The 20,479-nt window shown below is 64.3% G+C and carries 19 protein-coding genes; 2 read left to right on the top strand and 17 right to left on the bottom strand.

Annotated features, from left to right (window positions below; genetic code table 11):
- Window positions 1–102 precede the first annotated feature (102 nt).
- On the top strand, window positions 103–603 hold the full coding sequence (gene purE, locus RBH19_RS08670) for a 5-(carboxyamino)imidazole ribonucleotide mutase (RefSeq protein WP_306728445.1): 501 nt from the start codon (window positions 103–105) through the stop codon (window positions 601–603).
- A gap of 54 nt (window positions 604–657) precedes the next feature.
- The gene (locus tag RBH19_RS08675) at window positions 658–1,767 is read left to right on the top strand and encodes a 5-(carboxyamino)imidazole ribonucleotide synthase (protein ID WP_306728446.1); all 1,110 of its coding nucleotides are present in this window, start codon (window positions 658–660) and stop codon (window positions 1,765–1,767) included.
- 452 nt (window positions 1,768–2,219) lie between these two features.
- Here RBH19_RS08675 and holA read toward each other — a convergent pair whose 3' ends face one another.
- The 17 genes from holA to nadD all read right to left on the bottom strand — a co-directional run bounded on the left by holA (window position 2,220) and on the right by nadD (window position 20,458).
- Window positions 2,220–3,248, bottom strand: coding sequence for a DNA polymerase III subunit delta (gene holA, locus RBH19_RS08680; RefSeq protein WP_306728447.1), 1,029 nt, complete (start codon window positions 3,246–3,248; stop codon window positions 2,220–2,222).
- Between the two features lie 445 nt (window positions 3,249–3,693).
- Entirely contained in the window at window positions 3,694–4,509 is an 816-nt protein-coding gene (locus RBH19_RS08685) for a metal ABC transporter permease (protein WP_306728448.1), read from the bottom strand.
- Window positions 4,506–5,102 (bottom strand): ATP-binding cassette domain-containing protein, encoded by a 597-nt coding sequence (locus tag RBH19_RS08690; RefSeq protein WP_306728449.1) that lies wholly within the window; start codon window positions 5,100–5,102, stop codon window positions 4,506–4,508. The genes RBH19_RS08685 and RBH19_RS08690 overlap by 4 nt, the downstream gene beginning before the upstream one ends.
- Complete coding sequence (locus RBH19_RS08695; protein ID WP_306728450.1) at window positions 5,092–5,979, bottom strand: metal ABC transporter substrate-binding protein; 888 nt, start codon at window positions 5,977–5,979, stop codon at window positions 5,092–5,094. Before RBH19_RS08695 ends, RBH19_RS08690 begins: the two co-directional genes overlap by 11 nt.
- Before the next feature lie 118 nt (window positions 5,980–6,097).
- Window positions 6,098–7,648, bottom strand: a complete 1,551-nt coding sequence (locus RBH19_RS08700; protein WP_306728451.1) for a TonB-dependent receptor — start codon at window positions 7,646–7,648, stop codon at window positions 6,098–6,100.
- A 97-nt stretch (window positions 7,649–7,745) separates the two neighbouring features.
- Window positions 7,746–8,057 carry a hypothetical protein gene (locus tag RBH19_RS08705; RefSeq protein ID WP_306728452.1) on the bottom strand — a complete coding sequence of 104 codons (312 nt, stop codon included), beginning with the start codon at window positions 8,055–8,057 and terminating at the stop codon, window positions 7,746–7,748.
- Between the two features lie 62 nt (window positions 8,058–8,119).
- Entirely contained in the window at window positions 8,120–8,557 is a 438-nt protein-coding gene (locus tag RBH19_RS08710) for a MerC domain-containing protein (protein WP_306728453.1), read from the bottom strand.
- A 134-nt stretch (window positions 8,558–8,691) separates the two neighbouring features.
- Complete coding sequence (locus RBH19_RS08715) at window positions 8,692–9,657, bottom strand: alpha/beta fold hydrolase (RefSeq protein WP_306728454.1); 966 nt, start codon at window positions 9,655–9,657, stop codon at window positions 8,692–8,694.
- Window positions 9,658–9,855: 198 nt separating this feature from the next.
- On the bottom strand, window positions 9,856–11,295 hold the full coding sequence (tldD, locus tag RBH19_RS08720) for a metalloprotease TldD (protein ID WP_306728455.1): 1,440 nt from the start codon (window positions 11,293–11,295) through the stop codon (window positions 9,856–9,858).
- A 19-nt stretch (window positions 11,296–11,314) separates the two neighbouring features.
- Window positions 11,315–12,154, bottom strand: coding sequence for a carbon-nitrogen hydrolase family protein (locus tag RBH19_RS08725; protein ID WP_306728456.1), 840 nt, complete (start codon window positions 12,152–12,154; stop codon window positions 11,315–11,317).
- Window positions 12,155–12,196: 42 nt separating this feature from the next.
- On the bottom strand, window positions 12,197–12,544 hold the full coding sequence (locus tag RBH19_RS08730; protein WP_306728457.1) for a hypothetical protein: 348 nt from the start codon (window positions 12,542–12,544) through the stop codon (window positions 12,197–12,199).
- Window positions 12,537–16,424 carry a YhdP family protein gene (locus RBH19_RS08735; RefSeq protein ID WP_306728458.1) on the bottom strand — a complete coding sequence of 1,296 codons (3,888 nt, stop codon included), beginning with the start codon at window positions 16,422–16,424 and terminating at the stop codon, window positions 12,537–12,539. The genes RBH19_RS08730 and RBH19_RS08735 overlap by 8 nt, the downstream gene beginning before the upstream one ends.
- On the bottom strand, window positions 16,408–17,877 hold the full coding sequence (gene rng, locus RBH19_RS08740) for a ribonuclease G (protein ID WP_306728459.1): 1,470 nt from the start codon (window positions 17,875–17,877) through the stop codon (window positions 16,408–16,410). Before rng ends, RBH19_RS08735 begins: the two co-directional genes overlap by 17 nt.
- Before the next feature lie 85 nt (window positions 17,878–17,962).
- Window positions 17,963–18,535: a Maf family protein gene (locus tag RBH19_RS08745; RefSeq protein WP_306728460.1), complete on the bottom strand. Its 573-nt coding sequence runs from the start codon at window positions 18,533–18,535 to the stop codon at window positions 17,963–17,965.
- Between the two features lie 293 nt (window positions 18,536–18,828).
- The gene (rlmH, locus tag RBH19_RS08750) at window positions 18,829–19,296 is read right to left on the bottom strand and encodes a 23S rRNA (pseudouridine(1915)-N(3))-methyltransferase RlmH (RefSeq protein ID WP_306728461.1); all 468 of its coding nucleotides are present in this window, start codon (window positions 19,294–19,296) and stop codon (window positions 18,829–18,831) included.
- A gap of 12 nt (window positions 19,297–19,308) precedes the next feature.
- Complete coding sequence (gene rsfS / locus RBH19_RS08755; RefSeq protein ID WP_306728462.1) at window positions 19,309–19,728, bottom strand: ribosome silencing factor; 420 nt, start codon at window positions 19,726–19,728, stop codon at window positions 19,309–19,311.
- A 4-nt stretch (window positions 19,729–19,732) separates the two neighbouring features.
- A complete protein-coding gene (gene nadD, locus RBH19_RS08760) occupies window positions 19,733–20,458 on the bottom strand; it encodes a nicotinate-nucleotide adenylyltransferase (RefSeq protein ID WP_306728463.1) in 726 nt (241 codons plus the stop codon).
- Window positions 20,459–20,479: the final 21 nt, after the last annotated feature.

Here is a 20,479-nt window from a genome sequence, read left to right on the forward strand (position 1 = left end):
TCGCCCTCTCGGGACGCTTTCGGTACAATACGCCGTTTCCTCTTGACGCCTGGCGCGGCGAACCCCTGGTTCCGCTGTCTGTCGGGCTTTTGGTGATGGCACATGGAAATAGGCAAGCAGGTGAAAGTCGGCATCATCATGGGCTCCCAGTCGGATTGGGAAACCATGCAGCACGCGGTGGAGACCCTGGAGAAACTGGGGGTGGGCCATGAAACCCGCGTTGTATCCGCCCACCGGACACCGGATCTGCTGTTCGAGTACTGTGCCGGCGCACGGGATCGCGGTCTTGAGGTGATCATCGCCGGTGCCGGCGGTGCCGCCCACCTGCCGGGCATGGCCGCGGCCAAGACTCCCTTGCCGGTGCTGGGCGTCCCGGTGCAGTCCAGGGCCCTGAACGGCATGGACTCCCTGCTTTCCATCGCCCAGATGCCGGCCGGGGTGCCGGTGGGCACTCTGGCCATCGGCCGGGCCGGTGCCATCAATGCCGCGCTCCTCGCCGCCGCCATGCTCGCCAACCATGATGACGATATACGCCAGGCCCTGGATACCTTCCGGGCCGAGCAGACGGAACGGGTGCTGGCCAATCCGGACCCGCGCCCCTGACCTTTGTCCCTGACGGGCCGGTTTGGCCGTCAATGCAATGAGCAAGACAACATCATGAGCATCGGAATCATCGGCGCCGGTCAGCTTGGACGCATGATGGCCCTGGCCGGCTACCCTCTGGGCATGCGTTTCACCTTCCTGGACAAGACCAGCGATACCCCGGGCGCCCAGGTGGGTGACATCGTGCTGGGCGATTTCACCCGCTCCGATGACATCCGGCGCCTGGCAGAACAGGTGGACCTGCTGACCTACGACGTGGAGAACGTGCCGGTGGAGGCCCTGAAGTCCGCTGCCGGTGACACCCCGATTCATCCCTCTCCCGCCCTGCTGGGTATCGCACAGGATCGGCTGACGGAAAAACAGGCCTTCGCCGAGCATGGCATGGCGACCGCCCCCTACCGCACGGTGGACAGCCTGGTCGATCTGCGAGCGGCCATTGATGAACTGGGCATGCCGGCTGTGCTCAAGCGCCGGCAGCTGGGTTACGATGGCCGCGGCCAGCGCTTCATCCGCCAGGCCGGCGACATTGAGTCGGCCTGGGAGGCCCTGTCAGGCGCCCCGCTGATCCTGGAGGGCTTCGTCGACTTCGATCGCGAGGTTTCCCTCATCGCCGTTCGCAACCGCTCCGGTGAAATGGCCTTCTACCCGCTCAGTGACAACCGTCACGAAGAGGGCATCCTGCGTCTCTCCATCGCACCCTGCGCCGACCGGACCCTGCAGACCCAGGCGGAGAGCCAGATACGTTCATTGATGGATGCCTTCGACTACGCCGGTGTACTGACGGTGGAGTACTTCGAGAAGGGCGGTGAGCTGATTGCCAATGAAATGGCGCCCCGGGTTCACAATTCCGGCCACTGGACCATCGAGGGGGCGGCCACCAGTCAGTTCGAGAACCACCTGCGCGGCATTCTCGACCTGCCCCTGGGCGACACCAGCCCCCGCGGCCACGTGGCCATGATCAACTGTCTCGGGCAGATGCCGGCCCTGGCCGACTGCATCCGTTATCCGGACGTTCACTACCACGATTACGGCAAGGCCCCCCGCCCCCGGCGCAAGCTGGGGCATATCACGGCCGTGCGCCCGGACCGGGCGAGTCTGGACTCGGTGGTGGATGAATTGCTGGCGGTGGTTCGGGCGGCGGAAGCTACGAGTGCTGAGTGCTGAGTGCTGAGTGGGGGCGTTAGAAAGTGTCGGGGCACTCGGGTCTGGGGGGCTTCGAAAGTGAGGTGTGAGGTGTGAGGTGACAAGCCGAAGCCTTCGGCTTCCGCGCTTTGCGCGTGTCAGGCCGGCCGGCGGCCGGCCTTTGGGCGCCGGAGGCGCCCTGCCTTTCACCTCACTCCTCACGCCTCACGTTCGGAGCTGTCGAACGAGCGGTGGCACTGAAACCGCTAACGGCTACGACAACCGCTGATCGAGGCTGAAGCCTCTCCCACAACTCCGGCATCCTCTTACGCCGCCCTCCGATTCACGATTCACGTTTTACGATTCACGCCCAGAGCCAACCGAAAGCTCCTTCCCTTCGATCAGCCCCGGCCCCTCCGATCAGCACCGACTCAGCACTCAGCACTCAGTACTCAGTACTTCGCCCCCCGGCCGACCGCCTTCCGATTCACTCGTCAAGCCACCAGCCCAAGCCGCCGCCCCGCCTTCACGGACGCCATCGCCATCACCAGGCGCTGCAGCGCATCCCAGGCATTACCCGGTGCGGCGCCCTTGGCGATGGCATCAATGCGGCCCGCTTCCTCGAGCAGGGCCAGCCAGCGTTCCGCCGGGTGACGCTGCAGGGCCTTTTCCACCAGGCTGCGCCGGCTGGCCCAGACCCGGCGGGTGACATCCTCCATGCGCTTGCCCTGGGCCATGCCGGTGGCCATGTCGGCCAGTGACCGCACTTCCCGGGCCAGCACCCAGACCAGCAGGGGTGGTTCCACACCTTCACCGTGAAGCCCCTCCAGGATGCGTACGGCGCGGGCGGTCTCCCCATTGAGCGCGGCATCGGCCAGCTGGAAGGGGTCGAAACGGGCGCTGTCCACCACGGCGGATTGCACATCCGAATCACTGACCTGCCCCTCGCCCAGCAACAGCCGCAGCTTCTCCACTTCCTGGGCGGCGGCAAGCAGGTTGCCCTCCACCCGTTCCGCAATGAATCGTGCGGCTTCGCGGGAGACGCTCAAGCCGGACGCGGCCATGCGCTTCTGCACCCAGGCCGGCAGCTGGTGCCGGGGGATGGGCCAGAACTCCACCATCGCGCCGGCCTGCTCCAGGGCCTTGACCCATTTGGCGTTGCGGCTGCCGCGGTCCAGCTTGCCGCTGATCACCACCAGGGTCGTGTCTTCCGGCGGCCGCTCGGCCCACTGAGTCAGAACCTTCGCCCCCTCCTGGCCAGGCTTGCCGCCGGGCAGGCGCAACTCCATCAGACGCTTGCTGGCGAACAGGGACAGGCTGGCCGCCTCTTCGGTCAGTCGTGACCAGTCGAAATCCTTTTCTGCCACCAGGGCAATGCGCTCCTCGGCCCCGGCTTCGCGCACCCGGCGACGAATGCTCGCCGCCGCCTCGTCCAGAAGAAGGGGTTCGTCTCCCGCCAGCAGATACAGGGGGGCGAGGCCTTTCTGGAGGTGGGCGTCGAGCTGTTCGGGACGGATTTTCATGAAGATGGCGGCGTGTGGAATTGGGCGTTAATGGTAGCGCAGTTGGGATGGGAGGTGGGGAGACGAGTGAATCGTGAATGGTGAATCGTGAATCGGAGGGGGGCCTTAGAAGGTGCCGAGGCGCTCATTGCTGAACGGCTTCGAAAGTGAGGTGTTAGGCGTGAGGTGTTAGGCGTGAGGCGTGAGGCGTGAGGTGAAAGGCGTGAGGTGAAAGGCGGGGCGCCTTTGGCGCCCAACGGCCGGCCTTTGGCCGGCCTGAACGCGCGCAGCGCGGAAGCCGGAGGCTTCAGGTTTTCACCTCACGCCTCACACCTCACACCTCACGTTCGGAGCCGTCGAACGAGCGGTGGCACTGTGACCGCTAACGGCTCCGACAACCGCTGATCGAGGCTGAAGCCTCTCCCACAACCCCGGCTCCGATCGACGCCCCCGTCCGATTCACGATTCACTCGCCCGGCGCACCGGAGAGGCGGGCAGCCCGGTTGGCGAACAGACGCAGGGTGGCGGTCAGGGCCAGGCAGAGCACCAGGGTCGGGCCGAAGGGCTGATCCAGCAGCATGGAGGCCACGAAAGCCGTCAGGTAGCTGGCCACCGCCAGGACTATGGTCAGCATCAACGCCCGACGCCAGCCACGAGCCAGCACGAAGGCCACCCAGGCAGGTACGAAGAACATGGCGAAGGCGGCCATGGCACCCATGGCCAGGGTGCCCAGAACCGCGGCAACCACCACCAGGGCACCAAAGACCAGACGGTGAGGCCAGGCCGGAATGCGATTGGCGGAGAAGTAGTCCGGGAAAAAGCGCTCGGTGAGCAGGCGCGGCGAGAGCCAGCTGAGGCTGGAAAACAGCGCCAGTATCAGCAGGGAAGCCGCGATCAGATGCGGCTTGCTGGTGAAGTAAAGCTGACCGCGCAGGAGAGCCTCACCCACTACTTCACCCTGATGGGTATTGGCGGCCAGCATCAGGGCACCACCCCAGCCGAGCAGGAGCATCAGACCATAGTGATTGTTGCTGGCCTTGGGCAGCAGCCCCTTCAGCAGGGCCGCCAGGCCGGCGAAGCCCAGGGCACCCGCCAGGGCCGGAATACCCAGAGGCAGGGCGGCAATGCCACCGGCCGCCGCCATATGCGACAGACCCAGGGCGGCCAGCCACTCCTCGCGCATGCGCAGGTAGGCGCCGATCAGGGACAGGCCCACGGCCAGCAGCAGGCCAATCAGAAACGGCAGGCGAAACATGGGGTCGAAGAGAATGAAATCGCTCATGCCTCGGCCTTTCGGTGGGAAATCTCGACAATGCGGCTGCAGTTCTTCTGCAGAAAATCCCGTTCATGGCTGACCATGAGAATGGCACGCGGGGGCCGCGCGGCCCTAATGAACTCGGCCAGCGCCTCCATGGCGTCGCCGTCCAGGTTGTTGGTTGGCTCATCCAGCAGCACCAGTTCGGCATCGCCTCCCAGACAGGCCCAGGCTTCAAGCAGCTGGAACTGTCCGCCACTCATGCGATTGATGGGGCGATCCAGGAGCGGACGGATGATGGCAGGGGCATCCCGCCGGTCGGCAGCCATGACCTTCAGCAGCTCCCGCCCGAGCAACGGCAGTTCCGGTGGCAGCTCGGGGCGTTGCTGGTGATGGGTCACTGTCAGCCCCTGGCAGGGCCTGACAGTGCCGGCAAAACGTTTGGCTTCGGCCGTGATGGCCTTGAGCACGGTGGACTTGCCGGCTCCATTGGGGCCACTCAGCCCAAGCACTTCACCGGGAAACACATCAAAAGACACGGGCCCCACAACGGGGCCCGTGTATCCCGCCACCAGACCGTCCACGGTCAACAGCGGCTTGTTGTTGTCATCATTTGACACTGGCCAGGGCCTCGACCCAACGATCGATCATCTCGAAGTAGGCATCCACCTTGCGGGCATCCGTGGCAACCTGGTTCGGCAGCTGACGGCTGGGCCACCCCAGTTCCCGCTCCAGGAACTCCGCACCCCGGGAGGGCTGGAAGTTCGTGTACAGGGTAATGCCTTGCTGACCTTCCAGACCCCGCACCAGCTCCCGCAGGTGGCGAGCCGTGGGCGGAATGCCTGGCAGGGGCTCCAGATAACCGAGAATCGGCGCATCCAGCAGACGCATCAGGTAGTTCGCGTCCTTATGATACAGCACCGCACCGGCCGTGCCTTCCGCCCTGGCGCGCCAGCCGTCCATGCGGGCGTCCACGGCATCGGCGAAGGCCTGGGCGTTGGCCCGGAAATAATCCGCATTGTCACCGTCCAGACGTGCCAGGCGATCAGCCAGTGCGTGGGCCACCTGCGCCATGCGGCCCGGATCCATGTAGTAGTGCGGGTTGCCCATGGGGTGAACATCGCCCCCGGCCCGGTCGGCTTCGACGCCGGTTTCGATCAGCTCAATATGGGCAGCTCCCTCGAAGTAGCCCGCGCGGCCAACTTGAATCCGCGGGTTGTTGGCGCCCTGCAGGGCGGCCGGCAGCCAGCCTACTTCCAGCTCGGCACCCACGGCCACCACAAGATCCGCACGGCGCAGGGCCGCCATCATGCTGGGCCGGGCTTCCAGATAATGGGCGTCCCGATCGGATGGCGCCATCACGGTGACATCAACGGCTTCGCCACCCACCACACGGGCCAGCATGCCCATGTTCGGCACGGTGGCGGCCACGCGGACTTCGGCACTGGCGGCCACCGCCGCCAGCATCAGAATGCTTCCGAGGATCCATTGCTTCATGTTTGCCTCCTGAGTGGCGGGCCCGTTCCCGGGCCCGCTCTCCATTTCAGTCATGGGCGGATCGCCCTCGATGGCCGATCCGCTCGAACGTCATCAGCCTGCCCATGGCAGGCGCCCGTCAGAATGTGTGGGCGCCATGCACGCCGATGCTGATGTTGTACTGCAGCATGAACTCCCAGGCATCGTGATGCTCATGGTCATGGTGACCGGCCTCATCACCCACATCCAGATAGTTGAGCTGGGCCCGGATACGCGAAAACTCGGTCGGGGCATAGGTCAGCTGGGTGGAATAGCGCCATGAAGATTCAAAAGGCGTGGGCAGGCCGCGACCTTCCGAGTGGTCGGCGTAGGCATCGTTGGTCAGTCCCATGCCTTCCACACGCAGACCCCAGTTCCAGCGCGGGGCAAAACCATAGGTGCCCTGCAGATAGAAACCGTCCTGCTTCCAGCGCTGGTTCACCACGTCACCATCCGGGTTGCGGGTGGTGGGCTCCAGGGTGCTGAAGTCGGTGAACTGACGGCTCATGTAGAGGGCGTCAATTTCGCGCATGGCGTATTCGAACTGCAGGGTGAAGTTGCGGTGCCCCATGGTACCGCCACCATCACGCTTGTAGACGGCATCCACACCCCAGAAGGAGGCGTCACCGTCCCAGGTTTCATAACGGCCGCTGGAATGGGCTTCATCACGCTGATAGGCCTCGCTCCAACCGGCAAAGGCACCCAGCTGAAGGGCATGGTCGTAGCCCAGATCCGGCGCCCACTTGGCAAAGGCCGTGGCCAGACGCGGCCCGGTCACGTCGTCAAAACCGTTGCTGGCACGCCAGCGGTTGCGGTTGGGGGAGAAATCATCGTTTTCCGGGTCATTGGGCAGCACGGTGACCATTTCGTGGTTACCGGAACCAATGTAGGGGGCGACACCGGAGCTCTCACCGTTGAGCAGTTCCACACCGAAGCGGGTGTAACTACGGGTAGCCGGCATCCAGCTCATCTGCACCCCCGTCTCCAGCAGGCCATGGTCGCCGAACAGATATTCGTTCATCCAGGGACGATCCACGAAAGCCCAGTCATGGGGATGCTGCTTGTTGATGTAGCCGATGTCACTCAGGAAGCGACCGGCCTTGAGCTGCAGCCCCGCCGGCAGTGCGCGGGTGGAAATGAAAGCCTCTTCGAGATCCACGCTGCCGTTCTCGAAAGTGAACATCACGAAGGCATCGAAATAGGGATCCACGGTGGCGGAGAAGGCGAACTCCACGTCGCGCATCTGGAATCCATCCTGGAAACCGTGGCCGCCGTGGCCGTGGTCATGCCCATGCCCATGGCCATGACCGGCGTCAAAACCGCCCGGCGATTCCACATGACCACTGAATTCGTTGTAGTAGATACCATCGAGAATGACGGAAATGGCCGGGTTGAACTGCGTACCGGAAGTCACGGCCTGATCACCACCACCCAGCTGCATGGCGCGGGTACGGGCCGGTGCGGGATCCAGCGGATCACGGGCCGGACCGGACTGTCGCCGCTGCTGCGCTTCCGGCGTCTCGGCCTGGGCGATGACATCGTCCATGCGCAGATTGTCGTCCTCGGCAACGACCGTACTCGAAATCAGGCTGACCGAAATCGCCATGGCGGCCATTCCGGACAGCTTGGCCAGAGAATATTTCGTTCGCATTGGATTGACTCCTCAAATGGTCATGCATCAGCAGGCGCATCGCCATGAGCGATGCGCTGCGGTTCCTGAAGGGGAAATGACGGGCCTGCGCCCGGATTCAGGCCGTTGGGGGCCCGCGTACCTTGATGGAAGCGGAATCCAGGGTAATGGGGAGCTTGCTGCCAGGATGAGTAATGATCGCCACAATCAGGCGGCGAGGTACCGGCAGCTCGGCCTTTCCGGTGGGCAGGGGGCCGGCCTGCTGGCTGGCCACCTTGCAGAAGAGACACTGATCCAGAACATGAGCCGTTTCGTGCTCATGATCATGAACGAAACCGTGCGCCACCACGGAGACCGGCAGCATGAGACTCACCAGCACGAAGGCCAGCCAGGTCACTCGATGCAATGGCGTTCTGCGTTGATTCGCCATGTCAGTCACCCGTGTCAAGTGAGCGGTCGGGGCAGGTTATACAGGCCGGAGTCAAGCGGCGGCTATCGCCAGGCCCGGGGATGACCGGCCACCATGGAATCAGTGACGGTATTCGGTCGCAGGAAGTTCCGGAGGTTCAGCAAATGCGCCGCGCTCAGAAGGGCGGCGCCGCCGAGTGTCAGCACCACTTCAAGGGTATTTGTATGCCAGGCGGCAAATTCCAGTGTCGCCAGCACCATCAGGGCCATTCCGGCCATGCCTGTCAGCAACAAGCCCGTCTCGCCGCGCCGCCGCCAGGCCAGTCCCAGCGCCCAGCCACTGACCGGAATCACCAGCAAGAGGATGGCCCGGTGGAACCAGTCGTCCACGATGCCCAGGGCCGCAATCCACGGCATGGCCGCTGCCATCACCGGCAATGCCGTGCAGTGCAGGACACACAGCAGGGACATGCCGATGGCGGCAAAGTCCAGTCGGGCCTTGTTGGCGGGTACTTCCTTCATCCGATAAGGCTGCCCATTGCTCTGATCCGAGAGCTCAACATTATGCAATAACATAACACCTGCGTAAAGCGCCCAACCGCCGGCGGCCCTTCCCCGGGTTCATTCTGGGCTCATTCGACTCGACTACAGGGCTGTCAGGGCAGAATCGCCAGCAGCCGATCGAGGAAGGCGTCTGGATGAGTTTCCATGGGATTATGGGCGGCTTCATCCAGAAGGTGGAGCTCGGCTTCGGCCGCCTCAGCAAGACGGCGCCCATGGGACAGGGGCACCCATTCGTCATGACCACCCCAGATCAGGTTAAGCGAAAAGGGCCTCAGCTCCGCCGACGCCAGCGGAGGACTGCCGGCCTGCAGGCCACGAATGACCGCGTCGGGCTTGCCGCGGATGCGCAAGGGTGCAAGATAGGCGGCGACCACCGCCTCTTCCACTTCCTGTCCGTAAGCCGAACTCAGCGCCCGCTCCATGCCCGGCTCGTTCAACAGGCGCCGGCTGCCGATCACGGTCAGCCAGCGCTGCACCGGCGGATACTGCATGATCACGCCGCCAATACCGGCCCCACCTTCACTGGCGGTCTCGTGGGTCCCGGCGACCATCACCAGCTGATCGACCCGATCCGGCGCGGCCGCGGCCATCCTCGCCACCACGGCGCTGCCCATGGAATGGCCAACCAGATGCCAGCGCCCGCGCTGCTCACCGAGCGCGTCGATCAGCCCCCAAAGCAGCTCGGCCTCATCCGGCCCCTCCGCCCCGGGCACGATCGGTTCACTGTATCCGAAAGGCGGCACATCCACCGTCAGCACATGATAACCGGCCGCCTGCAGAGGCCCGTGCACATGGCGCCAGCTGTAGGTGGATCCGGCCAGGCCATGAACCAGCAGAAGCTGTCCACGAACCGCCTGCCCCTCCGCCGGTCGTGCCGGAAACTCGCGGTAATGCAGCGTCACGCCTCCCACGGCCTGAAAGCGACTCTCCGCAAACGGTGACTCCGGCACCCGCTGATCGGCCCCGGTGGGAATAATGTAGGGCAACAGGGAAAGACCACCGACGATGATCAGAAACATGATGAGGCCGGTGCGCCAGAAGTTGGGGCTGTTGTTCATTCTTTTCTCGTAGTCGTAATCGTAATCGGGTTTTGTACACAGCAACGAGCCACGCTCCACGAGCGGCAAGCTAAAAGCCGAAAATCCCGCAGCCTCAGGTTTTTCCTCGTAGTCGTAATCGTAACCGTAGTCGTAATCGGGTTTTCCTTAATACCCGAAAATGTCGATTACGATTACAATTACGACTACGAAAAAAAACTACCCCGTTCCACCCACCGTCAGGCTGTCGACCTTGAGTGTGGGTTGGCCGACGCCCACCGGGACAGACTGGCCATCCTTGCCGCAGACGCCGATGCCGCGGTCCAGCTCCAGATCATTGCCCACCATACTGACCCGGGTCAGGACATCGGGGCCGTTGCCGATGAGTGTGGCACCCTTGACCGGCCGGGTAATGCGTCCGTTTTCAATCAGGTAGGCCTCGCTGGCGGAGAACACGAACTTGCCGGAGGTGATATCCACCTGGCCACCGCCGAAGTTGACGGCATACAGACCGCGTTCCACGGACTGGATGATCTCTTCAGGGTCATGGGGCCCCGGACGCATGTAGGTGTTGGTCATGCGTGGCATGGGCAGGTGGGCGTAGGATTCCCGCCGGCCATTGCCGGTGGATTTCTGCCCCATTAGCCGGGCGTTCATGCGGTCCTGCATGTAGCCCTTGAGGATGCCGTTCTCGATCAGCACCGTGCAGTTGGTGGCTTCCCCTTCATCGTCCACGTTCAAAGATCCGCGTCGACCTTCCAGGGTGCCGTCGTCCACCACCGTGCAGTATTCGCTGGCTACCCGTTCGCCGATGCGACCGGAGAAGGCCGACGTGCCCTTGCGGTTGAAATCGCCCTCCAGGCCGTGGCCGATGGCCTCGTGCAGCAGCACGCCAGGCCAGCCGGGGCCCAGAACCACCGGCATGCTGCCGGCCGGCGCCTCGACCGCATCCAGGTTCACCAGTGCGGAACGGGCCGCTTCCTTCGCCAGACGCAGGGGCTCATCGCGCTCCAGCAGAGTCTGGATGGAAAAACGTCCCCCGGCACCGGCCATGCCCTGTTCACGGCGCCCCTTGTGCTCGGCAATGCAGACTACGTTCATGCGGATCAGCGGCCGCACATCGGCCACCAGACGACCATCGTTGCCGGCCACCAGCACCACTTCATGGGTGGCGGCAAGACTCACATTGACCTTGCAAATGCGCGGATCCTCGGCCCGGCAGGCGGCATCCACCCGCTGCAGCAGGGCCACCTTTTCGTCCGGGCTCAGGGTCTCGATGGGATCCATGGGCTGGTAGAGGCTGCGCCCGCCCCCGGCCCGCCAGGCCTGGAGACGCCCGGACTGCCCGCCGGAGGCGATGGCACGCGCCATCCCCGACGCCTTTTCCAGCGCCGGCAGCACGATTTCATCGGAATAGGCGAAGCCGCTCTTCTCACCGGACACGGCACGCAGGCCCACACCACGATCCAGGCCGTGACCACCCTCCTTGACGATGCCGTCTTCCAGAGCCCAGCTCTCGCTGCGCCGAAGCTGGAAATACAGGTCGGCCTCGTCCACCGAGGCACTCATCATGCGATTCAGCACGCGGGCCAGGGCGTTCTCGTCGAGACCTCCCGGTTCCAGCAGTTGCTGCTTGGCAATATCCAGTGCTTGCGTCATGTTTCTCCAACAATCACGTTCAGGCGCCCGTCCGGCGCCGGTGTTCAAGTACCGGGAAGCTCTCGCGCAGGGTGCGCAGGCGTTCCAGGGAAATCGGGGCGGTCACCACGCCTGCGCCCTGCTTGCGTTCGGCCACCACCGAACCCCAGGGTTCCACGATCATGCTGTGGCCCCAGGTTTCGCGGCCACTGACGTGGAAGCCGCCCTGGGCGCCAGCCGCCACATAGGCCAGGTTCTCCACTGCCCGGGCACGCAGCAGCAGTTCCCAGTGGGCCCGGCCGGTCTGCACGGTAAAGGCCGAGGGCACGGCGAAGACTTCGGCGCCCTGGTCGGTCATGGCCCGAAACAGCTCCGGGAAACGCAGATCGTAACAGACGGCGAGACCCAGGCGGCCCACGGGGGAATCGATCACCACGACCTCGTCACCGGGTCGGGTGGAATCCGATTCCCGATAACGCTCGCGCCCATCCGGCAGGGTGACATCGAACAGGTGCATCTTGTCGAAGCGGGCCCGACGCTCACCGGTATCGTCGTACACCAGGCAGGCTCCGCTGACCCGGCCGGCTCCGGCGGCCAACGGAATGGTGCCACCGACAATCCACATGTCCAGGCGCCGTGCCCGATCGGCCAGCCAGGTCTGCAGTGGCCCGTCTCCATCCGACTCGGCCTCCTGCAGGCGCTCTTCGTCGGTCTGGCCCAGCATGGCGAAGTTTTCCGGCAGGACAGCCAGACAGGCGCCCGCGGCCCTCGCTTCTTCCAGCAGACGTTCAGCTTCGATCAGATTGGCGCTCACCTGGGGCCCCGAGGCCATCTGGATGGCCGCAATAACCGGATCCTTTTGTTCTGTTTTTTCGGTCATGGTCAATGCATTCCCCTGTCTTTCAACGTTTTCGTGGTTGCTTCAACGCAAGCGAAGGATAAGCACGTCCTCGGCACCGGAACCGGGCAGCAGGCGCACCTCATCGGCTTCGACCCCGAGTGCCACCAGCCAGTCCTTCAGTTCCGAGGCCCACAGTTCGCCCCGCTCTCCGCCCGGATAGACCAGTTCCAGCCGGGCATCGTTCCGCCCCTCCCAGGCTGCCATGGCCCGGGACACCGGTGTCATGGAAAGAACCACTTCACCCGAGCGCGGCCGGCTCCATTCCTCGGCCGACAGTTGCCAGCTCTCGGCCATGGCCGACAGGGGCAACATCACCGCCATGACAAGCCCGGCTGCCGGCAGCAACCGTCCATGTGACCTTTCATTCATCCAGCGCCCTCCTCGCAGCTTCATCAAGCGGCGTCACCCGCGGTGAATCCCAACTTCCGTCAATCCGGTATTCCAGCCGCCCCATTCTGGACAGTGGGCCGCGAAAGACTTCGGAGATCACCAGCATGGCGGCCCCCACACCCACGCCGCCGGCGATGGCGCCCGCCACCGGCAGGGCCGAGCCAACCTGGGTTTCCACCCGCAGACGCTGATCATAGTCCCGACTGACGAGCCCCGTACGCCCGATCAGTTCCACATTGGCCACCGGCCCCTCCAGTTTCAGATTACCTGTAAAGGCATCCCCGTTGGCAAGCACGAAATCCCCATTGACCCGATCAAAGCGAAGGCCGCGTCCGAAAACATCCCGGAAATCACCATACAGGCGCCGTGGCAGGGCGGAAAAACTCAGCAGACCGAAAACCCGCCCGGCCCCCGGGTTGACTTCCCGCAGCTGGCCGGACCGCAGCTCCACACTCACCTGACCCAGCAGGGTTCTCAGGGCATCAGGCCCCGGGCTGCCTCGCCAGGAAACATTGCCTTCCAGCCGCCCGAAGCCGGCTTCGATGCCGGGCAGAAAGCCCAGGGCATCCATCGCGGCGGACACGTTCCGGCTTTCCACCTCGCCGCTCAACCGTCCTCGCTGCCCGCCGTCCGGATCCAGGCGCCAGCCGGCGGACATTTCCGCCGTCATGTCAGTGCCGCTGAGGCTGAAACGTTCGGTGATCACGCCGCCCGGCACCGCCATTACGGCAAGATCCATTGCGCCCAGCAGGCGGGAATCGCGCATCAGGGCGGTGACCTGGACGTCCAGGGAGGGAATGAACAGGGGGTTGAGCTCCACCGGGGCACCGGCGTCGTCCGCGGCCAGTGGACGCAGATTCAGGCGACTCAATGCCCCGCGGATCGTGGCCCGCTCACTGACAACATTCAAGGGAAGGCGCAGCTCGCCTTCGGCATCCTCGCCCTCCAGTTGCAGCCGCCAGTACTCATCCCGGCGCAGGAGATTCAGTGTCTGGTTCTCGAACTGCAGACGACCAGCGCGCAGATTGCCGACACGAAGATCAATGGCATCCAGCACCAATCCATCATCATCCGCTTCGGCTGCCACCGGCCAGTCCACCCGCAACCAGGCCACGCCATCCAGCTCGGCGATGTCGCCGGCAACGGAAATCCCGCTTTCGGGCAGCGCCACTTGCCGAGGCTGCCCCACATCCACATGCAGACCACGGACATGAGCGGCCCCTTCATCGGGGATGGCCACGTTCAGGCTCAGTGCCAGATCCGCGCCATAATCCACATCCACCCGGCTGTGACTGCTGCCCACCGGAAAACGAACCTGCAGCGGACGACGGGTTTCCGCCGTCTTGCCCGCCGGGGCGGGCATGGCAATGGCCAGTCCCTCCAGCTTGCTGTCCAGAATCACCTGGATGTCACCCTGCCCCGGCTCATTGGGCACCCGAACCTGTCCCCGCCACTGGAAATCACCCTCCAGCCAGTCCAGCATTCGGTAACCCGGCATAGCCGCCCGCAGGCGTTCGCTGTCGATCCCGCCCCGTAGCATGGCTACCGTTTCCCTTTCCGCATCCGGGGCGGCCTGTCGGCCACGACTGCCCGGATCAACCTGGACGTGGAAGGGGTGCCCCAGGTGACGACCGGTCAGCGCATCCGACCGCGCACCTTCCTCGGTAAAGCTCAGCTCACCACCCAGCTCGGAGATTTCCCCCGGCAGCCAGTCCACCTGTCCGTGGCCCGCGGCCAGTCTGGCGACCCCATCCAGCTGCAGTTCTGCGGCTTCTCTCAAGGGAATGTGCATGGCCAGTTCCAGGTCCACCTGCCCATCCAGCCGCACCGGTTCCAGGGGTGCCGCGAACCACTCGGCCAGAGGCGACTGACGCAGGAAGTCCAGGCCATCGGCCAGGCCGCCACTGGCCTGGCCCTCCAGCTCCAGTTCTGGCTCGCGCACGTCCGGGATTCGTGCTTCGGCACTCCTCAGACGATAGCCGGCAATGCGGCCGGAACGGGCGCGGATCGCCATGCCCGCCTGTTCGAAGCGCACCGCAGCACTCACCCCTTCCAGGGGCGGATAGCCCGGCTCGAAATCGACCCTGCCATCGTCGACATCGAATGTGACGAGAAAACGGCCCTCGTCATTTGCATAGGGAAAGGGCATTGCTGGACCGTCCACCAGTACTCGGCCGTTGCGGGCAACGCCGGCTTGAATGGCCTCATCCAGCCACGCCACGGTGGCCTCCGGCATGCGGCCAACCGGAAGATAGTCGGAGAGATTGTCACTGCGGGCTTCCGGAACGTCCGCCTCGAGTCGAATCCATACCGGCTGATCCGGCTGGATATCCAGACCGAGCTCGGCTGTCGCCCGAGCATCCCGATTGCGGGCCCGAATATCACTGGATACAAGACGCCAGCCCTCGCCCTGGCGTGACCAGTCCACGGTAGCCTGCATGCGCTCCGCCGACAGCCGCTCCCGAAACAGCTCGGGATAATCGAAATGCACCGGGCCGGCATCGATTTCCATGCGACCACCGTCCTGATTCAACCGCAGCCAGCCATTGACGCCGTCAAACCCCGGAATCCGCTCCCAACTCCGCATGCCGATTCCGGTCAGCCGCCCGCGCAGGGAAAAATCCTTTGGCTGGCCGTCTTCCAGGCGCACCTCCCCCAGCAGATCCCGAACCTCGCCCCGGGGCCGAAGACGGTCAAGCCACTGAATGACCGCCTGGTCATGGGCGGTGATTTCCTGCATCAGTGAGGCCAGATCCTGGATGCGGGCATAACGGAGATTGCCGCTGAGGTGCTGATCACGGCGACGCAGCTCCAGTTGCGAACTCGGCCAGCGGACACCCTGGGGACTCAGATCCAGCTGCCTTACCTGCAGGCGCCAGCCACCCCGCTCCGTCTCCCAGCGGATTCCTTCGAACACAAGGTGACGGGAGCCACTCTCGTCACCCACGGGACGAAGGGCGGGCTCGTCGAAGCGGGCTTCCAGGGCATCCAGCATCAGGTCACCCCGCAGAAGGGTCGCCGCCGCCCCGCTTCCACGCAGCTGAAGATCCGCGCGGATACCGCCCTGCAACGGGCGCAGTCGTTCCCACGAGAGCAGGTCGGAAAGCAGGCCCAACCGGGCCGCCTCGGTATCCAGATCCAGTTGCCAGTCCCAGTTCTCCGGATGCCGCGCATCGCCTTCGGCCAGCAGATCGATTCGCAGATGCCCGCCGATCTCCTCGGGCAACTGCAGTTCGCTGCGATAGTGATGCCGGTCGGCCCGCGAATGCAGCCGGGTATGGGCAATGCGCAGATCCCAGGGGCCCAGGTCGAGCACTTCATCCCGCAGGCGCAGTCGACTGTCTTCCACCCGATAATCGGCATTGGCAAGAATATCGGCCAGCACCACTCGCCAGTTCTGGTCACGGCTGTCCTGGCCGGCCGGGTCAAAGACCGCGACCCCGGGGATGCGGACGCGCCCTTCACGGTCACGAAGGACAGCGAAATCGCCCCGGCGAAGGATCACCCGCCCGGGCCGCATGGGGCCGGGACGAATGAGATCCAGCGGCGAGACGCGAATGGCGATCTCACCGGCCTGAACCGGATCCACGCCCTCCGCTTCCGGCCGGATGATGACGTCTTCCAGCACCACTTCCGGCACCAGCCAGCGCCAGCGGACATCGATCTCGCTGATTTCCACCGGCGCCCCCAGGGCGTCACCGGCCCACTGGGCAATCACGTCACGGTATTCACTGATCTGGGGAACCAGCAGGCGGAACAGCCCCACCAGAATCGCCAGTGCAATGACCAGCGTGGCCAGCACGGCGGCCAGCCAGCGGCGAATGCGCTGACGCAGCGGGATATCAGGTGGGGACGACATCGAACTGTTCCTGGGAGTACTGGCTTTCCACCTGGAGGCGGATGGGTTTGCCCACCATTTCCTCCACTTCGGCCAGACTGGCGGATTCCTCATCCAGCAGGAGATCCACCACGGCCTGGGATGCGATCACGAGCAGCTCCTGCACCTCATACTGCCCGGCCTCGCGGAGCACTTCACGGAAAATATCGAAACAGACGGTTTCGGGGGTCTTTACCGAGGCGCGGCCTTCACAGGTGGGACAGGGCTCGCAGAGCACGTGTTCCAGGCTTTCCCGGGTACGCTTGCGGGTCATTTCCACCAGGCCGAGGGCGGACACCTCGCACACCTGGTTCTTGGCCGGATCCTGTGCCAGAGCGCGTTCAAGGGCATTGAGTACCAGGCCCTTGTGCTCCTGATCGTCCATGTCGATGAAATCGATGATGATGATGCCGCCCAGATTGCGCAGACGGAGCTGCCTGGCAATGGCACGGGCCGCCTCCAGATTGGTCTTGAGCGCGGTCTCTTCCAGATTGCGACTGCCCACGAAGGCGCCGGTGTTGACGTCAATGGTGGTCATGGCTTCAGTCTGATCGATGATCAGGTAGCCACCGGACTTGAGATTCACTCGCCGCTCCAGGGCACGATTGATTTCATCATCCACGCCGTAGAGATCGAAAATGGGGCGGCGGCCGGTGTAATGCTGCACCCGGGGGCTGAGCTCGGGAATGAACTGGTCGGCAAACCCCTTCATGCGGCTGAAGACCGTGGAGGAATCCACTCTCACCTGTTCCACTCCCTGCCCCATCATGTCACGCAGTATGCGCACCGGCAGTGGCAGATCCTCATGCACCAGATCACCCGGCTTTGCCGTGGCCGAGACATCCTGGATGGATTCCCACAGGCGGCTGAGAAAGAGCATGTCGGCGCGCAGGGCATCCAGGGTGGCGTCCTCGCCCGCCGTGCGCACGATGTAGCCTCCCGGGGTGTCATCATCGATGATCTGCCCGAGCATGGCCTGCAGTCGCGCCCGCTCGTGTTCATTTTCGATGCGCGTGGACAGGCCCACGCCCTTGCCACCGGGCAGGTAGACCAGATAACGGGAAGGGATGCTGATGTGGGTGGTCAGGCGCGCTCCCTTGCTGCCGAGGGGGTCCTTGAGCACCTGAACCAGTATTTCCTTGCCTTCATGCACCAGGTCGCGGATGTTGGCCGGGCCGGCGGAGGGGGTTTCGTTCTCGGTGTGGGCCGAGCGGGCAATGTCATTGGCGTGCAGGAAGGCGGTGCGGGCCAGGCCCACGTCGATGAAGGCGGCCTGCATGCCGGGCAACACCCGGGAGACCCGACCCTTGTAGAGATTGCCGACCAGCCCCCGGCTGTTGGAGCGTTCGATCATCACTTCCTGGAGCGAGCCATTCTCCAGCAGTGCCACCCGGGTTTCCCGGGGGGTGACGTTGACCAGAATCTCTTCACTCATGCCCGACAGATCCGTTTCAGGTAGAACCCCCATTCTGCCACAGGCGGGCTACCCCCTGACTCCGCCTGCCCCCTGAAAATGACCGTCAGAGCGAAGAGATGCCGGCTTCCTCGAGCAGCCGGGCGGTTTCAAACAGCGGCAAACCCATGACCCCGGAATAACTGCCGGAGAGATGTTCGACAAAGACCGCCCCCAGCCCCTGAATGGCATAGGCCCCGGCCTTGTCTTTGGGCTCGCCGCTGCGCCAGTAGGCGTGCATCTCCGTTTCGCTGATGGAACGAAAACGCACCCGGCTCACCTGCGTGATCACCCGCTCAGCCTGCCCCGGAACGATCAGGGCCACGGCTGACAGCACCGCATGTTCACGCCCGGACAGCAGGCCAAGCATGCGCCGAGCATCGGCCTTATCCGCCGGCTTGCCAAGAATGTGTTCATCCACCACCACGGCGGTATCCGAACCCAGTACCAGTGCATCCGGCTGCTGTCGGGCCACGGCTTCGGCTTTCTCCCGCGCCATGCGCGCGACAAAGTCCACGGCCAACTCACCGGCTTGAACGGATTCGTTGATGTCCGCCGGAATCACATCGAATGTCAGCCCGATCTGTTCCAGCAATTCACGGCGACGTGGGGATTGGGAGGCGAGAATGAGTCGGGGCATGGGCTTTGTATTGCCTTGGTGGGTGAACAAGGGGGCATTGTGCCGCAGGGATGGGGGGTGCGTGAATCAGGGCCGGTGCATACCGGCCCCTCGTAGTCGTAGTCGTAATCGGCATTTATCAAGCGACGAGCGACGAGCAGCGAGCGACGAGCAAAAAACCAGAAACCTGCACGGCGAGGTTTTCGTCATTTAGCTCGTCATTCGTCACTCGTAGCTCGTTGCTGCTTTCGTAATGCCGATTACGATTACGATTACGACTACGACAAGGATTGGCCGTGCTGGGTCGAAGCGCCCTACGCGCGATGATAGGGATGACCGCTGCGGACCGACCAGGCGCGATACAGTTGCTCGGCGACCACGACGCGGACCAGGCCATGGGGCAGGGTCAGGGGTGACAGGCTCCAGCGCCGTTCGGCTCGTGCCAGGACGCTGTCATCAAGACCGTCGGCGCCGCCGATGACCAGGCTGAGGTCACGCCCGTCCATGAGCCAGTCTCCCAGCCAGGCAGACAGTTTGACGGTGTCGGGGGATTGGCCGCGTTCATCCAGGGCGATCAGGCGATCATTGCCGATGGCTTTCAGAATCCGCTCGGCTTCCTGCTGACGGGCACGATCCGGGGCGGTCTTGCCACTGCGGCGACCGGGTGGGATCTCGTTCAGCTCCAGACGGCATTCATGGGGCAGACGCCGGGCGTACTCCGCGAAGCCATCGTTCATCCAGGCCGGCAGGCGCTGGCCCACGGCAAGCAGGCGAATCCGCATGGCGAGTGCGTCTCAGTGACCGGACAGGGACGGCGGGCGTCCGCCGCCGGCGACCCGGGCACGGGCCTCCCGATTGCCTTCATCCCGGTCGTCCAGGCTCCAGAGCTTTTCCAGGTTGTAGAAGGCCCGGGTCTCCGGGTGCATGACATGCACCACGGCCTCGCCCAGATCCACCAGCACCCAGTCCGAATCCTTCTCGCCTTCGATGCCGGCCTGCATGCCGGCCTTCTTCACCGAGCGCAGCAGGTGCTGGGCCACCGACGCCACATGTCGGCTGGAGGTACCGGAGGCGATGATCATGGTATCCACGATGGGCGTGACTTCGCGCACATCCAGCACCGTGATGTCACGGGCCTTCATGTCGTCAAGCACATCCACCAGCCACTCATTCAGGGCTGCGCCACTGAGTACGGTCTTCGCTTCATCCGTCACGGTCTTACACTCCTCCTTCCCGCGTCACGCGGGCATAGGATCGGGCAGGTCGCCGACTGTAATAGGGACTGCTCTCGATCATTCTCACCACCGGGTCAGGCGTGAGATAGCGCACCGACCCGCCCCGGTCGAGAATTTCGCGAATGACGCTGGAGGAAATCTCCAGCTGCGTCACCTGCTGGGTCAGTATCCGGCCCGCCGGCAGCCGGTGCAGGTCGGCCCTGTCGTCACTGCGACAGGCCTCCAGCACCCGGGACAGGTCACCGTCCGGCGTCAGCTGCCAGCCGGGTCGATGGGCCACCACGATATGGGCCTGCTCCAACAGCGCTTCCCAGCGGCTCCAGCGTGGCAGTCCGAGGAAGGCATCACTGCCAAGGATCAGACACAGCGGACGTTTCGGCCCCAGTTCCTCGCGAAAGGCCAGCAGGGTATCCAGGGTGTAGGAGGGGCCGGGCCGGCGCATCTCCCGATCATCCACTTCCAGCCCCGGCTGGTCATGCACCGCGGCCCGGGCCATTTCCAGGCGAAAGGGGCCGGGCGCCATGGGCGCGCCGCGATGGGGCGGATCAGCACAGGGAATCAGCCGCACCTGCTCCAGCTCGAGGATTTCGAGCAGTTCCAGAGCAGGACGCAGATGACCGTGGTGGATCGGATCGAATGTGCCACCGAACAGACCGATGGGCCGCTGCGAATGCTGTTCCATCAGAACCGGAACGCGTCCGCGCGGCATGCCGTGGTGTAATTCCTCATG

It is taken from the genome of Natronospira bacteriovora, from assembly GCF_030848495.1.
GTDB classification, from domain to species: domain Bacteria; phylum Pseudomonadota; class Gammaproteobacteria; order Natronospirales; family Natronospiraceae; genus Natronospira; species Natronospira bacteriovora.

Excerpts from the sequence above, each read along its gene's own strand:
- purE (WP_306728445.1), top strand. The coding sequence starts at position 103 with ATGGAAATAGGCAAGCAGGTGAAAGTCGGCATCATCATGGGCTCCCAG.
- RBH19_RS08695 (WP_306728450.1), bottom strand. The coding sequence starts at position 5,979 with ATGAAGCAATGGATCCTCGGAAGCATTCTGATGCTGGCGGCGGTGGCC.
- RBH19_RS08705 (WP_306728452.1), bottom strand. The coding sequence starts at position 8,057 with ATGGCGAATCAACGCAGAACGCCATTGCATCGAGTGACCTGGCTGGCC.
- RBH19_RS08735 (WP_306728458.1), bottom strand. The coding sequence starts at position 16,424 with ATGTCGTCCCCACCTGATATCCCGCTGCGTCAGCGCATTCGCCGCTGG.
- RBH19_RS08725 (WP_306728456.1), bottom strand. The coding sequence starts at position 12,154 with ATGACCGAAAAAACAGAACAAAAGGATCCGGTTATTGCGGCCATCCAG.
- RBH19_RS08675 (WP_306728446.1), top strand. The coding sequence starts at position 658 with ATGAGCATCGGAATCATCGGCGCCGGTCAGCTTGGACGCATGATGGCC.
- rlmH (WP_306728461.1), bottom strand. The coding sequence starts at position 19,296 with ATGCGGATTCGCCTGCTTGCCGTGGGCCAGCGCCTGCCGGCCTGGATG.
- RBH19_RS08730 (WP_306728457.1), bottom strand. The coding sequence starts at position 12,544 with ATGAATGAAAGGTCACATGGACGGTTGCTGCCGGCAGCCGGGCTTGTC.
- tldD (WP_306728455.1), bottom strand. The coding sequence starts at position 11,295 with ATGACGCAAGCACTGGATATTGCCAAGCAGCAACTGCTGGAACCGGGA.
- RBH19_RS08710 (WP_306728453.1), bottom strand. The coding sequence starts at position 8,557 with ATGAAGGAAGTACCCGCCAACAAGGCCCGACTGGACTTTGCCGCCATC.
- rng (WP_306728459.1), bottom strand. The coding sequence starts at position 17,877 with ATGAGTGAAGAGATTCTGGTCAACGTCACCCCCCGGGAAACCCGGGTG.
- RBH19_RS08745 (WP_306728460.1), bottom strand. The coding sequence starts at position 18,535 with ATGCCCCGACTCATTCTCGCCTCCCAATCCCCACGTCGCCGTGAATTG.
- RBH19_RS08715 (WP_306728454.1), bottom strand. The coding sequence starts at position 9,657 with ATGAACAACAGCCCCAACTTCTGGCGCACCGGCCTCATCATGTTTCTG.
- RBH19_RS08685 (WP_306728448.1), bottom strand. The coding sequence starts at position 4,509 with ATGAGCGATTTCATTCTCTTCGACCCCATGTTTCGCCTGCCGTTTCTG.
- holA (WP_306728447.1), bottom strand. The coding sequence starts at position 3,248 with ATGAAAATCCGTCCCGAACAGCTCGACGCCCACCTCCAGAAAGGCCTC.
- nadD (WP_306728463.1), bottom strand. The coding sequence starts at position 20,458 with ATGCCGCGCGGACGCGTTCCGGTTCTGATGGAACAGCATTCGCAGCGG.
- RBH19_RS08700 (WP_306728451.1), bottom strand. The coding sequence starts at position 7,648 with ATGCGAACGAAATATTCTCTGGCCAAGCTGTCCGGAATGGCCGCCATG.